The organism is Phyllobacterium lublinensis (assembly GCF_020164435.1).
Lineage (GTDB): Bacteria > Pseudomonadota > Alphaproteobacteria > Rhizobiales > Rhizobiaceae > Phyllobacterium > Phyllobacterium lublinensis.
This window is the reverse complement of sequence record NZ_JAIUDQ010000017.1, coordinates 87,292-100,000: the sequence shown is the minus strand read 5'-3', so window position 1 is coordinate 100,000 and position 12,709 is coordinate 87,292. Positions and strand designations below refer to the sequence as shown.

11 protein-coding genes are annotated in these 12,709 nt (G+C 57.9%); 9 read left to right on the top strand and 2 right to left on the bottom strand.

All coding sequences use genetic code 11. The annotated features are described in order from the left end of the window. Positions 1 to 713: 713 nt before the first annotated feature. From K9U38_RS18810 to K9U38_RS18770, 9 genes are all read left to right on the top strand, one after another. Positions 714 to 1,670, top strand: a complete 957-nt coding sequence (locus K9U38_RS18810) for an alpha/beta hydrolase (protein ID WP_224495883.1) — start codon at positions 714 to 716, stop codon at positions 1,668 to 1,670. A gap of 5 nt (positions 1,671 to 1,675) precedes the next feature. Further along, positions 1,676 to 2,863 carry a CaiB/BaiF CoA transferase family protein gene (locus tag K9U38_RS18805; protein WP_224495882.1) on the top strand — a complete coding sequence of 396 codons (1,188 nt, stop codon included), beginning with the start codon at positions 1,676 to 1,678 and terminating at the stop codon, positions 2,861 to 2,863. Beyond that, on the top strand, positions 2,847 to 4,496 hold the full coding sequence (locus tag K9U38_RS18800; RefSeq protein ID WP_224495881.1) for a thiamine pyrophosphate-binding protein: 1,650 nt from the start codon (positions 2,847 to 2,849) through the stop codon (positions 4,494 to 4,496). The genes K9U38_RS18805 and K9U38_RS18800 overlap by 17 nt, the downstream gene beginning before the upstream one ends. 104 nt (positions 4,497 to 4,600) lie before the next feature. Then, positions 4,601 to 5,332, top strand: coding sequence for a glycosyltransferase family 2 protein (locus K9U38_RS18795; protein ID WP_224495880.1), 732 nt, complete (start codon positions 4,601 to 4,603; stop codon positions 5,330 to 5,332). Beyond that, positions 5,325 to 5,645 (top strand): lipid-A-disaccharide synthase N-terminal domain-containing protein, encoded by a 321-nt coding sequence (locus K9U38_RS18790; RefSeq protein ID WP_106710275.1) that lies wholly within the window; start codon positions 5,325 to 5,327, stop codon positions 5,643 to 5,645. The genes K9U38_RS18795 and K9U38_RS18790 overlap by 8 nt, the downstream gene beginning before the upstream one ends. Before the next feature lie 13 nt (positions 5,646 to 5,658). Beyond that, positions 5,659 to 7,347 (top strand): ArnT family glycosyltransferase, encoded by a 1,689-nt coding sequence (locus K9U38_RS18785; RefSeq protein ID WP_224495879.1) that lies wholly within the window; start codon positions 5,659 to 5,661, stop codon positions 7,345 to 7,347. Positions 7,348 to 7,464: 117 nt separating this feature from the next. Continuing rightward, complete coding sequence (gene fae, locus K9U38_RS18780) at positions 7,465 to 8,004, top strand: formaldehyde-activating enzyme (RefSeq protein ID WP_224495878.1); 540 nt, start codon at positions 7,465 to 7,467, stop codon at positions 8,002 to 8,004. A 162-nt stretch (positions 8,005 to 8,166) separates the two neighbouring features. Next, complete coding sequence (locus tag K9U38_RS18775) at positions 8,167 to 9,228, top strand: hypothetical protein (RefSeq protein WP_224495877.1); 1,062 nt, start codon at positions 8,167 to 8,169, stop codon at positions 9,226 to 9,228. Between the two features lie 4 nt (positions 9,229 to 9,232). Continuing rightward, complete coding sequence (locus K9U38_RS18770; RefSeq protein ID WP_224495876.1) at positions 9,233 to 9,895, top strand: hypothetical protein; 663 nt, start codon at positions 9,233 to 9,235, stop codon at positions 9,893 to 9,895. Positions 9,896 to 10,129: 234 nt separating this feature from the next. Here the strand turns inward: K9U38_RS18770 and K9U38_RS18765 are convergent, their stop codons facing one another. Together K9U38_RS18765 and mgrA are read right to left on the bottom strand one after the other, a co-directional pair. Further along, positions 10,130 to 11,449, bottom strand: a complete 1,320-nt coding sequence (locus K9U38_RS18765; protein ID WP_224495875.1) for a UDP-glucose dehydrogenase family protein — start codon at positions 11,447 to 11,449, stop codon at positions 10,130 to 10,132. A 132-nt stretch (positions 11,450 to 11,581) separates the two neighbouring features. Next, entirely contained in the window at positions 11,582 to 12,643 is a 1,062-nt protein-coding gene (gene mgrA / locus K9U38_RS18760; protein ID WP_224495874.1) for an L-glyceraldehyde 3-phosphate reductase, read from the bottom strand. Positions 12,644 to 12,709 lie beyond the last annotated feature (66 nt).

Here is a 12,709-nt window from a genome sequence, read left to right as displayed (position 1 = left end):
TCGTGCAACGGCGCTATGCGTGGTTCGACGGGCTCACCATGAGGGAGGCTGTGGGCTGCACGATAATCACCAACGCTGCAGAGTATAACTGCCTGCAATCAGTCCACGTCCCTCATGGTGAGCTTCATCATAGCGAGCCTGTCGAGCTACGAACCATGCACAGCGCTTTGGCAAGCCGTTATCCTGACACCACTCCTCTACGTCGTCCCAGTCCTCGGGTTTAACCCGAGGATGACGGCATTGATTGTGGTAGTTCGCTCTTAGACAGTCTCAGGATGTCGATCTAACTGAAGTTGGCCTTATGCACGCGGTCAACTTGGCCCAAAACGAGCGAAACCGGGTGCGGATATTTCCGTCACCCGGTTTCCCCTCTGGTGCCGCATTCGGGGAGCGTCCTCTTCTCCCTTGAACGGCCATGTAGCTGGCAAGACCTGGATTGCCGGGATCATCGATTTTCAACCTGCAATGCAACACTCATTTAGCGTGCTTTCGGTTGTATCAATCGACGAGAACATCAGCAGCCGATGTCTTTCGGAATGAAGTTCTGCGGCATGTTTTTGATGTTTGCAAGGGGTATTGCAAAATAAAATTGCATCAAAGTATCCATGATTATTAATTGTGCAGCATCGGACTAATTTAGGCGGATTCAACCCGGATTTTTTCCGCATTGACTAATCGTGCGCCAGCCTTTCAAACTGCGAAGGGAGGCATGAATGGCATTTGACGACGTAGAACCGGTGACATCCGCAACGGGGGCAACGCTCGCCATGCGCTTTTCACCCGCTGATGGCCCACCACGTGCCCTCATCCAGATTAATCACGGCGTTAGTGAGCATTCCGGTCGCTATGGCCGTTTCGCGCGGTTTCTCAACGCAAGAGGCTTTCACGTCTACGCCCACGACCATCGTGGCCATGGATTGACCAAGGCGCCGGGCGCACCGGCCGGGCGCTTTGCTCAATCCAACGGTCTTGCTCTCGTGCTGGATGATGTCGATGCAATCAATGAACTGTCCCACAGCCGCCATCCGGGTCTGCCAGTGATTGTCTTTGGCCATTCAATGGGCGGCCTCATTGCCTTCAACTACGCGTTGAAGCACCCGGGCAAGATCGATGCAGCGGCGATTTGGAATGCCAACTTTTCGGCAGGTGTCCTTGGGCGCCTGGCACAGGGTATCCTGCGGGCCGAACGCATGTTTCTGGGGTCGGATGTTCCAAGCATGGTCTTGCCCAAACTTACGTTTCAGGAATGGGGCCGAAGCATCAAGAACGGACGGACCGCATCTGACTGGCTATCGCGTGATCCGGATGAAGTGGATGCCTATCTCGCCGACCCGCTTTCGGGCTGGAATCCGACCGTAAGCATGTGGCGCGATATCTTTGGCTTTATCTTCGCAGGCTCCGATGATGGCCTCCTGAACAACGTGCCGCGCGACATGCCGTTCAATCTCGTCGGCGGAGCAGAAGATCCGGCCACGGCCAAAGGCAGGGCCATCAGAGATCTTGAAAGCCGCTTACGCAAGTTCGGCTTTACGAATGTCACGGCGAGGATATACGAAGACACTCGCCATGAAGGTCTCAATGAGATCAACCGGGAGGTGGTCATGCAAGATTTCGTAGATTGGGCCGGACAGGTCGTCAGCCGGCGGACAATGAAGCTCAAGAGTGCCTGAAAATCATGGCTGATGCCCCCCTCAAAGGAATACGTGTCATCGAACTGGCCCGCGTCCTCGCCGGCCCTTGGGCCGGACAGATTCTCGCCGATCTGGGCGCGGACGTTATCAAGGTTGAAAACCCCGCTGGCGGCGATGAGACCCGGGGCTGGGGCCCACCCTTCATCACCAGCAAGGAGGGGGAGAATCTTTCCGCCGCCTATTTTCACTCCTGCAATCGCGGCAAACGTTCAATCACCGTCGATTTCACCTCGGCTGAAGGTCAGGAAACCGTCAAGGCGCTATGCCGGAACGCTGATGTGGTACTGGAGAATTTCAAGGTCGGGGGCCTCAAGAAATATGGCCTCGATTATGAGTCGCTCAGTGCAGGCAACCCGCGCCTTGTCTATTGCTCGATCACCGGTTTCGGTCAGTCTGGCCCCTACGCCGCCCAGGCGGGCTATGACTTCATCATCCAGGGCATGTCGGGACTGATGTCGGTAACGGGAGACCCCGACGGAGAGCCGCAGAAAGTCGGCCTTGCCGTTGCCGATGTCTTCACCGGACTTTACTCCGTCATAGCCATTCAGGCGGCGCTCGCGCATGCCGCCAAGACCGGCGAAGGCCAAATGATCGACATGGCGTTGTTTGACGTTCAATCGGCAGTAATGGCCAATCAGGCGATGAACTACCTTGCGACGGGGAAAAGCCCGCATCGCATGGGCAATGCACACCCGAATATTTCGCCCTATGAGGTGGTGCCGACATCGGACGGTCACATGATCCTCGCCGTCGGCAATGACGGCCAGTTCGCCCGGTTCTGCGGCATCGTGGGCCTGCAACATCTTGCCAGCGAGCCGCGCTTCCTGACCAACCGTGCCCGGCTGGAAAACCGCACCGAACTGACGCAGCTGATCAGTGCCGAGACCGTCAAACAGACGCGCGCCGAACTGCTGGCAGCCTGCGCCAGCAACGCTGTACCGGCGGGCCCGATAAACCAGATCGGCGAAATGTTCGATGATCCGCAGATCGTTTCACGCCAGTTGAAGCTTGATCTCGACGATGCACATGGCAGCAGCATTCCTTCGGTGCGCACACCCATTCTCATGTCGAAGACACCACTCAGCTATGACCGGCCAAGCCCACGTCTTGGTGAACACAGTGCAGAAATAACGAGCGAACTTAAGGATATGACTGATGAAAACCGGCGGTGAACTGATCGTTGAGGCGTTGGTCGCCAATGGTGCCGAGCGCCTTTTCTGCGTTCCGGGCGAAAGCTACCTGGCGGTGCTTGATGCGCTGTATGACGCCGATGTCGGCGTAACCGTCTGCCGCGCCGAAGGCGGCGCCACGATGATGGCGGAGGCTTGGGGGAAGCTGACCGGCAAGCCCGGCATCTGCTTCGTCACCCGTGGTCCGGGTGCCACGAACGCCTCTCCCGGCATCCATATAGCCAAACAGGACTCGACCCCGCTGATCCTGTTCATCGGCCAGGTGCAGCGCGACGCCCGCGAGCGCGAGGCCTTCCAGGAGGTCGAATACCGGCGCTTTTTTGCCGATACTGCGAAATGGGTCGCGGAAATCGACGACGCAAGGCGCATTCCCGAATTCGTCACCCGGGCATTTTCGGTGGCGACATCCGGCCGCCCCGGCCCTGTCGTGCTGGCATTGCCTGAGGACATGCTGACAGACGAGGTCGAAGCCGTCTCGGCACAGGGCTGGCAGATGGTTGAAACCGGCCCCTCGCCCAACAGCATCGAGAGGCTGGCTGATCTCCTGCAAGGCGCATCCAACCCTTTCATGATCCTCGGCGGCTCGCGCTGGAGCGAACGGTCGGTTCACTCCATCACTCGCTTTGCAGAAAAATGGCATCTTCCTGTCGGCTGCTCTTTCCGCCGGCAGATGTTGTTCGATAACCTTCATCCGAACTATGCTGGCGATGTGGGAATCGGCATCAATCCGGACCTCGCAGCGCGCATCAGACAAGCGGATGTCCTTCTGCTTGTCGGCGGGCGTTTTGGGGAAATGCCATCCTCCGGCTACACGTTGATGGATAGTCCTTACCCCAAGCAGACGCTGATCCATGTGCATCCCGACGCGGACGAACTCGGACGCGTTTATCGTCCAAGTCTCGCCATCAATGCCGCACCGGACGCCTTTGCCGAAGCGGTCGAACACCTCGCTGCCCCTTCCCATATCAACTGGCCCGGACAGGCCGAGATTGCCCACAAGTCCTATCTCACCTGGTCAACGCCGCCGAAGACCGGACCGGGCAAGGTGGCGATGGGCCCTATAATGACCTATCTCGAAAGTGTATTGCCCGAAGACGCGATCATGACGAATGGCGCCGGCAATTACGCCACATGGCTGCACCGTTTCCATCGCTTCCGCCGCTTCGCAACCCAGGCCGCCCCAACCTCGGGCTCCATGGGTTACGGATTGCCGGCAGCTGTCGCGGCCAAGCAGCTCTATCGCGAGCGCACCGTCGTGTGCTTTGCCGGCGATGGCTGCTTCCTGATGAACGGCCAGGACTTCGCAACGGCCGTCAAATACGATCTTCCGATCATTGTTCTCGTGATCAACAACAATATCTACGGCACGATCCGCATGCATCAGGAGCGTGAATATCCCGGACGTGTGTCTGCCACGGACCTGACCAACCCGGACTTCGCCATGCTCGCACGTGCCTATGGCGGTCACGGCGAGACCGTTGAAACGACGGAGCAGTTCGAGGGCGCATGGGAGCGCGCTGTTGCGAGCCGCAAGCCGGCAATCATCGAAATCCGCCTCGACCCAGAGGCGATCACACCGGCCAAGACGCTGACCGACATCCGCAACAGGCGCTGATTATCCCCCGCACCATTGGGGCGCCGTGACACAAATGAGGATAGCAAGGCGCGGTTTTCAATGTTATGGAGCGCCCCTGATGAGACATTACGAAAGCGTCTGACTTGAGCAATCCGGCAATCACAATCGTCATTCCGTGCCGCAACGAGGCCGCAAATCTAGCCTTTCTCCTCGACGAAGTGGATGCTGCCATGGATGGCCGCAGCTACGAGGTGGTCGTCGTTGATGACGGCTCGACGGATGCAACGGGCGAGGCGCTCGCGGCAAGGATGAAGGCCGGAAAGCCGCTACGCCATGTGCGCCATGACAAGTCCGCCGGTCAGAGCGCGGCGGTACGCTCCGGCGTATTTGCCGCGAAAGGCATGGTCGTCGTCACCATGGATGGCGATGGACAGAACGACCCCGCATACCTGCCCCGGCTGGCCGATGCGCTGCTGCAGGCCGGGCCTGCGGTCGGCATTGCTGCCGGTCAGCGCCTGAAGCGGACCGATACCAAGCTGAAGCAAATCGCGTCGAAATATGCAAACAAGCTGCGCGGAGCCATCCTCAAGGACAATACGCGCGATTCCGGCTGTGGCCTGAAGGCCCTGCATACACAGCTCTTCCGCGAATTGCCGTTCTTTGACGGTTGGCACCGGTACCTGCCGGCGCTCGTCATACGTGAAGGCTATGGCGTCGTACACGTCGATGTGGTCGATCGCGAGCGGCGCCACGGCAAGTCCAATTACGGGATCTTCGATCGCGGCCTGCGCGGCGTTCTCGATCTGTACGGGGTCTGGTGGCTGAGAAAGCGTCGCAAGACCGTTCCAACGATTACGGAGATCAGCCATGGCTGACGCTATCACCAACTGGCTGCACTCGGTTTTCATCGCCCAGTTCGATGCCTGGGTCGTGCTCGGTTTTTTCGCACAGGCCTGCTTTACCATGCGCTTCGTGCTGCAGTGGCTCGCCTCGGAACGGGCAAAACGCAGCGTCGTGCCGGTGACATTCTGGTTTTTCTCGCTGTTCGGCGGCGCGCTGCTGTTCGTCTATGCCATCGTGCGCAAGGACCCGGTCTTCATCGCCGGCCAGGGCCTCGGCCTTGTCGTATACATCCGCAATCTCTGGCTGATAGCCAATGAGAAGAAAGCAATGACGCAGGACACGTGACACAGTGGCATCGATGACCGAAACGCACACTGCAGCCCCCAGTAGCCTGAGACGGCTTCGCGTCAGTCACTGCCTCTTGCTGATCTTCATCTGCCTTGTCTCCTTCCTTCCCGGCATCGGTTCGATACCGCCCCTCGACCGGGATGAATCGCGCTATGTCCAGGCAACGCATCAAATGGCCGAAAGTGGCGATTACGTCGATATCCGCTTTCAGGACGCCTCCCGCTACAAGAAGCCGATCGGCATCTACTGGCTGCAAAGCGCCGCGCTGAAGCTCGCCGGACACGACGGCAATGCACCCATCTGGGTCTACAGACTGGTTTCGGTGACGGGAGCAACCGTAGCCGTGATTGGCACTGCAGCGCTGGGCGCTGCCTTCTTTGGCCAGAGTGCTGGCCTGTTGGCCGGGATCGCGCTTGCCGCAATCGTCATGCTTGGCTTTGAGGCACGCGTGGCCAAGACCGACGCCATGGTCCTTGCTACCGTCGTCTTTGCGCAGGGTGGCCTCGCATGGATCTGGATGGCAAGCCGCATGCAGGCGCCGGAAAGATGGGCGCCAGCACTGGTTTTCTGGGTGGCAACCGCGGTCGGCATCCTGATCAAGGGGCCGATCACGCCGTTTGTCAGCTTGCTCACCATGGCAGCGCTCAGCGCATTCTACCGCGACTGGCGCTGGCTCAAGCGGTTGAAGCCGCTGAGCGGTCTCTTCATCCTCCTGGCGATTGTCCTGCCCTGGCTTATCCTTATCACCCTGAAGAGCGGCGGCGCATTCTTCAACGAATCCGTCAACAAGGACTTCCTCTCCAAAGTCGGTGAGGGTCAGGAAAGCCACGGGGCGCCGCCCGGCTATTTCGCGCTGATCTTCGTCGTCTTCATCTGGCCGTTCGGCGTGCTGGCCCTTCGCGGCGGCCTGCATGCCCTGAGCCGACTGCGTGAGGATCCACGCCTCGCCTTTCTGGTCGCCTGGTACGTGCCGTTCTGGCTGGTGACGGAGCTCATCCCGACCAAGTTGCCGCACTACATCCTGCCGGCCTATCCGGCCCTGTTGCTGATGATGGCATGGGCGATCGATACCGGCATCGCCACTGAACCCTATCGCGGACGCTGGCAGATATGGCTGGAGCGCCTGACGCTGCTGGGTCTTGCCGCGGCAACACTGGCATTCATGGGAGCGGGCCTCGTCCTTCCCTATGTGATGACGGGCTCTTTCTCATTGCCAGGCATAATCGCCTTCTTCACGGCCCTCGCGGCCGGCCTTTTCGCCAGCGGCCTCATCCTGAATCATAATCTCAAGGGAGCAATGCAAGCTGCTGCAACTTTTGCGATTATTACCTTCGGCCTGCTTACCTGGGGTGTCGTCCCGGCCCTGACGCCGATCTGGCTGAGCCCGGCTATTGCCGATGCGTTCAAGGCGGCCCGGCAGTGCGACAACAGCGTGCTCGCCTCCGCAAGCTTCACGGAGCCAAGCCTCGTGTTTTTGGCCGGAACGGCAACGGTGCTGACCAATGGTGCGGGCGCGGCGCAACATATTCTGGCGGATCCGGCCTGCGCCATCGCGGCCGTTGATGAGCGGGAACGTGACGCTTTCTTCAGCAGTCTGCCCGAGGGCGAGAAATCGGTTGCGGCAGTGGCGACGGTTTCGGGGATCAACTACAGCAAGGGCCGCAGGACGACGATAACGCTTTACAAGGCTTTGCAATAAGCCTGCCGGCGGCTTCCCGTATGGCGCCGCCTTACCTCAGGACAAGCGAGCTTTCGTCAAGTGGACGTGAAACAGGCGCTATCGATAGCGTCGGACAGCAAATCAAAGGGAAAAGACATGACCGACATATGGTTTCGTACAGGTGAAGCAACGGTTCTGGCAGCCGAGGGTCAGGCGACAGACGCCATGCCGGAAGTTGTCATCGGGTCAGTCAAGGGTCCTGTGGGACACGCCTTTGCCTCGATGATGGGACAAGTGAAGGGTCATACACGCATGTTTGTCGTCCGCGACCTCAACCAGGCGGTTCGACCGGCAACAATGATGACCAGCAAGGTCACCATCAAGAACATGGCCTATGCCGAATTGCTGGGTGGCGTCGTGCAGGCCGCCATGGGCGATGCGATTGTCGATTGCCTCATTGAAAACATCCTTCCGAAGGATGAGGCCGACGAGCTGTGCATGATCATCACGGTATGGCTCGATCCACGCTGTGTCGACGACGAGAACCTCGACCGCAAGGATCTGTACCGGACCAATTATGAGGCCACCAAACTTGCGATCTCGCGCGCCATGACAGGCTCGCCGACAGTTGACGAACTGATCGCCAATCGCAAGTCGGTCAAGCATTATGCGCTGGACGGTGTCATCGACTACTAGCAGTTGACACGAGCCACGACCGGGCTGGCAGGACAGCCTGGTCATGGCAGGAGTCAGCCCACCAGCCAACGCAATGGGTGATCTGGGCAAATGCTACTAATGTAGAATTGACGATGGCGGACACATGAATAGGATTATAGTCCTTTAACAAGGACATTATTCATGTATCAATCGCCAAAAGAAAATCCTCTTTACCATCAGCTCATTCGCCAAATCAAAACCAACGATATTCGATTGAGGACGCCGAAGCGGGGCATCCCGCTCGCCGAAGAGAAGGCGCAATACCGGTTGCTCGAGCGGCAACAGGATATGCTCTACGAGCAGCTCAGGTTCTGGGACGAACTTGAACTCCTCCTTAAATACGACCCGAACCAACCTCGTGTTCCAGCGGGCCATCCTGACGGCGGCCAATGGACCGATGGCAATGGCGCCATTGATCCGGTTCTGACCGGGGCAACCTTGGCGCAAGGCGCATCCAAACCGGGCAACAGCTCCTGGATAGGGCGAGCCGAACAAATCGGTCGACAGATCGATCGCGAGATTCCGCTTCGGGCGATCGTAAGAAGCAATCCTGTCATCCGTTCAGCTACGAGCCTCTTGTCATTCCTGAAAGCGCCCGAGCTCGAGTACCCGCTTGCCGAAGCCGTGCAGCAGTACAACGCCGTTGCCACAGCGGAGGATCCTTATGTTGTTCCAATATTATCGCTGCGTGCCAAACAGTTCACCAAGGGAGATTCTGATGCCAAGGTATGGGCAAGCGTGCGCGAGGTGGATCGCGAGACGGTGAACAAATTCTGTCCGGAATATTTTACTGTGCAGACTGTCGTAAACAAAATCGCAACCAGTATGGGTGCGTTGCCCGAAGGCGGGTCGCCGCAGGGCTATGGATTGGCTTTTCACCTTGGCGTTGAGCTTGAGATAAACTTGATTGGAGAGGGTCGGCTCTATCCCGAGTTGTACATCAAAAAGCCGCGCGACGGCGCACCAGATGAATATTATCACGAGCGCATAAAACGCAAAGAAAGGGACACAGTCGGCCTCGACATCTACGAACCCGTTGGGGACGACCTAGCCTGCATCTACGACGTCAAGACGGGCAGAACGGGATTTGACGATCGGCGGATGGAGCTACTCTCACGCTCGGCGGCAAAGAAGTTTCCCAACGTCAAGCATTTCTTCCTCATAGAAGTGAGACCTACCAACGGATACAGTCAGGACAGATAACCCAATGACAACGACGCGAGACGTAAGGTTGGCAGTGCAGCCGTTGGTGCAAGGACGCAAGGACTTGGTATCGATCGGTCGCTTTGTCTTCATCAAACCCATCCACCATATTTTGAAGGGGGTATACATTGACAGTTCACGCAATCCCGACGCATTTGTGCCAAGCGTATCAATAGACCTGCTCGTGCCTGCGCATACCCACGTACATCCTGGCTGGGGGGCACGCTTTATCCAGTCCTTTCAAGACTCACCGGTCAAAGAATCGGGATGGGATCGGACCAAGCCCGACACTGTTGCCTATATGCTGAGATCGATCGAAGAAACTCTTTCGCTGTTAGACTCGATACAAACATTCGATGAATACTTTTCTTTTGTTTCCAACCTTAAGATGCCATGGATTGTATCGACATATATAGAATTTCTCGAAATGCTTTTACCAATTATCAAAGGCGATCTGGAATTGCCCAGGAAGATACTTGGCGGCAATGAGAGGATGCGTGCACATGTCGATCGTATTTCACCAGATTTCTATCCGGCACTGGTCGCCGGGGACTGCATCGAACTCGCACGAATTCTCCATGATTGGGAGACCACCTCCGTAACAACCTACAAGATTCAAAAATTCTGGGAACGGACGCCTTTTCCGTTGGAGATGCACGGTACCTAGTAACTCATGTCGACAGGCAGCGGCGGAGTGCGCACCACCCATCTCGGGGAAAGGTGACACGTGTTATGACCACAACAAGGCAGGTAGAACAGGCAGTAAAGCCGCTCGCGAGCAGGTCGCTTTCACTTCGCGCCAATGGGAGGCTATGGTTGTGAGGTCGATGAGGCTTGAGCAGCTTTGGGAATCTGTACCGTTTGAATTTGAATTAACGGACGGTGTCGCAACAAGCCAACGTTAGTCACCCTTCCCGACCAGCGGCCGGCCGACCGAACGATAATCAAGGCCGGTGCCTTCAAGATCCTGGGCGCTGTAGACATTGCGCAGGTCGAACAGGATATTCCCGCTCATCAGGCTTGCCACGCGCTTCAGGTCAAGGGCGCGATAGGCATTCCATTCGGTCAGAAGAACAGCGATGCCAGCACCGTCCGTCGCTTCATAGGCCGACTTGCACCAGATGACGCCGGGCAATACCGGTTCTGCCACGGAGCGCGCTTCGGGATCATGCGCACGCACGGCCAAGCCTGCCTTTTGCAGCGCAGGAATGATGTCCAGCGCAGGCGACTCTCGGATGTCGTCCGTATTGGGCTTGAACGCGATGCCAAGGACCGCAACGCTCTTCGCGCCCGTTTTCTGGGCAGCTTCGATAACCCGCTCAGCCATGGAGCGCTTGCGCAGTTCATTGACGGTTACAACCTGCTCGATCAGCGTCTGCGGCGCATTCATCTTGCGGCCCGTCGCGGCATAGGCACGCGTATCCTTGGGGAAGCACGAGCCGCCGAAACCTGGACCCGCATGCAGGAACTTCGAGCCGATGCGATTGTCCATGCCAATAGCCCGCGCCACGTCCTGCACATTGCCGCCGACCTTTTCGCAAAGATCGGCAACCTCATTGATGAACGTGACCTTCATTGCCAGAAACGCATTGGCCGCATACTTGATGATTTCAGCGTTTTCCAGCGTCGTCACGATCATCGGCGTCTCGCGAAGATAAAGCGGACGGTAGACGCGTTTCATGGCCGCCGTGCCACGTTCGTCGTGGACGCCGACAACGACCCGATCCGGTCGCATGAAATCTTCGACTGCAGAACCTTCACGCAGGAACTCCGGATTGGAGACCATGGAGAACGGAACCCCCGGCCGGGCTCGGGCGATACGCTCGCGTACGTCGGCATTGGTGCCAACGACGACGGTGGATTTGATCACGACCACGGCATCAGGCTTCATTGCGGCCGCAATTTCATCGGCCGCCGCATGGATGTATTGGAGGTCGGCCTCGCCATCACCTCGGCGTGAAGGTGTGCCCACGGCGATGAAGATGACATCGGCCTCGGAAACGGTGGTGGCGAGATCGGTGGTGAACACCAGACGGCCATCACGGGCATTGCGCACCAGCAGCTCGTCCAGACCAGGCTCAAAGATTGTGACTTCACCGGCCTGCAAGCGCTCGATGATCGCCGGGTTCTTGTCCACGCAGGTGACCTGAAAGCCGAACTCGGCAAAGCAAACACCCGACACCAGACCGACATAACCGGTCCCGATCATCGCAATCTTCATCGAACTATTCCAATCCGCATAATTTCATGGCGTAGACATTTCGCACATTAGCGCTGTGCTGCCAATCTCGGCGTCGGGCGAAAAGAACGCCAACGACAGGGATGCGTTGGCGTTGGGATGTGATCACCGATATCAGGCCAGTTTCGGAGGCACACGCTGCGGACCGTCACGTTCGGCGGACGCCGCCCACAGGTTGACATTGGCATCGTTGGCATACTTGTCGATCTCGGCAAGCTCGGCATCCGTAAACTCAAGGTTATCGAGTGACTTGACGCAATCGATAACCTGCTGCGGCTTGCTGGCTCCAATGAGAGCTGTCGTGATACGCCCTTTCCTGAGTACCCAGGCGATCGCCATCTGTGCCAGCGTCTGACTACGCTTGGCGGCGATGTCATTGAGGGCACGAATATTGGCGATGTTGCTTTCGCTCAGGAAGTTCGGATTGAGGGACTTGCCCTGCGCGGCACGGCTCTCCTCCGGCACGCCCTTGAGGTATTTGTCGGTAAGCATACCCTGGGACAGCGGCGAGAAAACAATCGAACCGATCCCGAGGTCTTCCAGGGTGTCGATAAGACCGTCCTCTTCGATCCAGCGATTGATCATCGAATAGCTGGGCTGATGAATGAGGCACGGCGTACCGAGCTCTTCAAGAATGGCCTCGGCTTCGCGGGTTCGCTTCGAGTTGTAGGAGGAAAGGCCGACATACTGTGCGCGGCCGGACCGGACAATATGATCCAGCGCCATCATCGTCTCTTCCAGCGGCGTATCCGGATCGAACCGGTGCGAATAGAAAATGTCGACATAGTCAAGGCCAAGCCGTTTGAGACTCTGGTCGCAGCTGGCGATGACATATTTGCGGCTGCCCCATTCCCCATAGGGGCCAGGCCACATGCCATAGCCCGCCTTCGAGGAAATGATCAGCTCGTCCCGATATCCTTTGAAGTCATTGCGCAGGATTTCGCCGAACGCTTCTTCCGCCGATCCGGGCGGCGGGCCGTAATTGTTGGCGAGATCGAAATGCGTTATCCCGAGATCGAAGGCCTGGCGGCAGATCGCCTGCTTGAGGCTGTGCGGCGTGTCGTGACCGAAATTGTGCCACAGCCCCAGGGAGATGGCGGGAAGCTTGAGACCACTCCTGCCGCAGCGATTGTACTTCATTGTGTCGTAGCGTTTGGAATCCGGTGTCCAGCCCATCGTCATCGTCCTGTTTTTCTGTCCCTTTAAGCGGCACGTGAAATCGATTCCACGGCGCGCCGGACT

Excerpts from the sequence above, each read along its gene's own strand:
- K9U38_RS18810 (WP_224495883.1), top strand. The coding sequence starts at position 714 with ATGGCATTTGACGACGTAGAACCGGTGACATCCGCAACGGGGGCAACG.
- K9U38_RS18805 (WP_224495882.1), top strand. The coding sequence starts at position 1,676 with ATGGCTGATGCCCCCCTCAAAGGAATACGTGTCATCGAACTGGCCCGC.
- K9U38_RS18800 (WP_224495881.1), top strand. The coding sequence starts at position 2,847 with ATGAAAACCGGCGGTGAACTGATCGTTGAGGCGTTGGTCGCCAATGGT.
- K9U38_RS18790 (WP_106710275.1), top strand. The coding sequence starts at position 5,325 with ATGGCTGACGCTATCACCAACTGGCTGCACTCGGTTTTCATCGCCCAG.
- K9U38_RS18785 (WP_224495879.1), top strand. The coding sequence starts at position 5,659 with ATGACCGAAACGCACACTGCAGCCCCCAGTAGCCTGAGACGGCTTCGC.
- fae (WP_224495878.1), top strand. The coding sequence starts at position 7,465 with ATGACCGACATATGGTTTCGTACAGGTGAAGCAACGGTTCTGGCAGCC.
- K9U38_RS18775 (WP_224495877.1), top strand. The coding sequence starts at position 8,167 with ATGTATCAATCGCCAAAAGAAAATCCTCTTTACCATCAGCTCATTCGC.
- K9U38_RS18770 (WP_224495876.1), top strand. The coding sequence starts at position 9,233 with ATGACAACGACGCGAGACGTAAGGTTGGCAGTGCAGCCGTTGGTGCAA.
- K9U38_RS18765 (WP_224495875.1), bottom strand. The coding sequence starts at position 11,449 with ATGAAGATTGCGATGATCGGGACCGGTTATGTCGGTCTGGTGTCGGGT.
- mgrA (WP_224495874.1), bottom strand. The coding sequence starts at position 12,643 with ATGGGCTGGACACCGGATTCCAAACGCTACGACACAATGAAGTACAAT.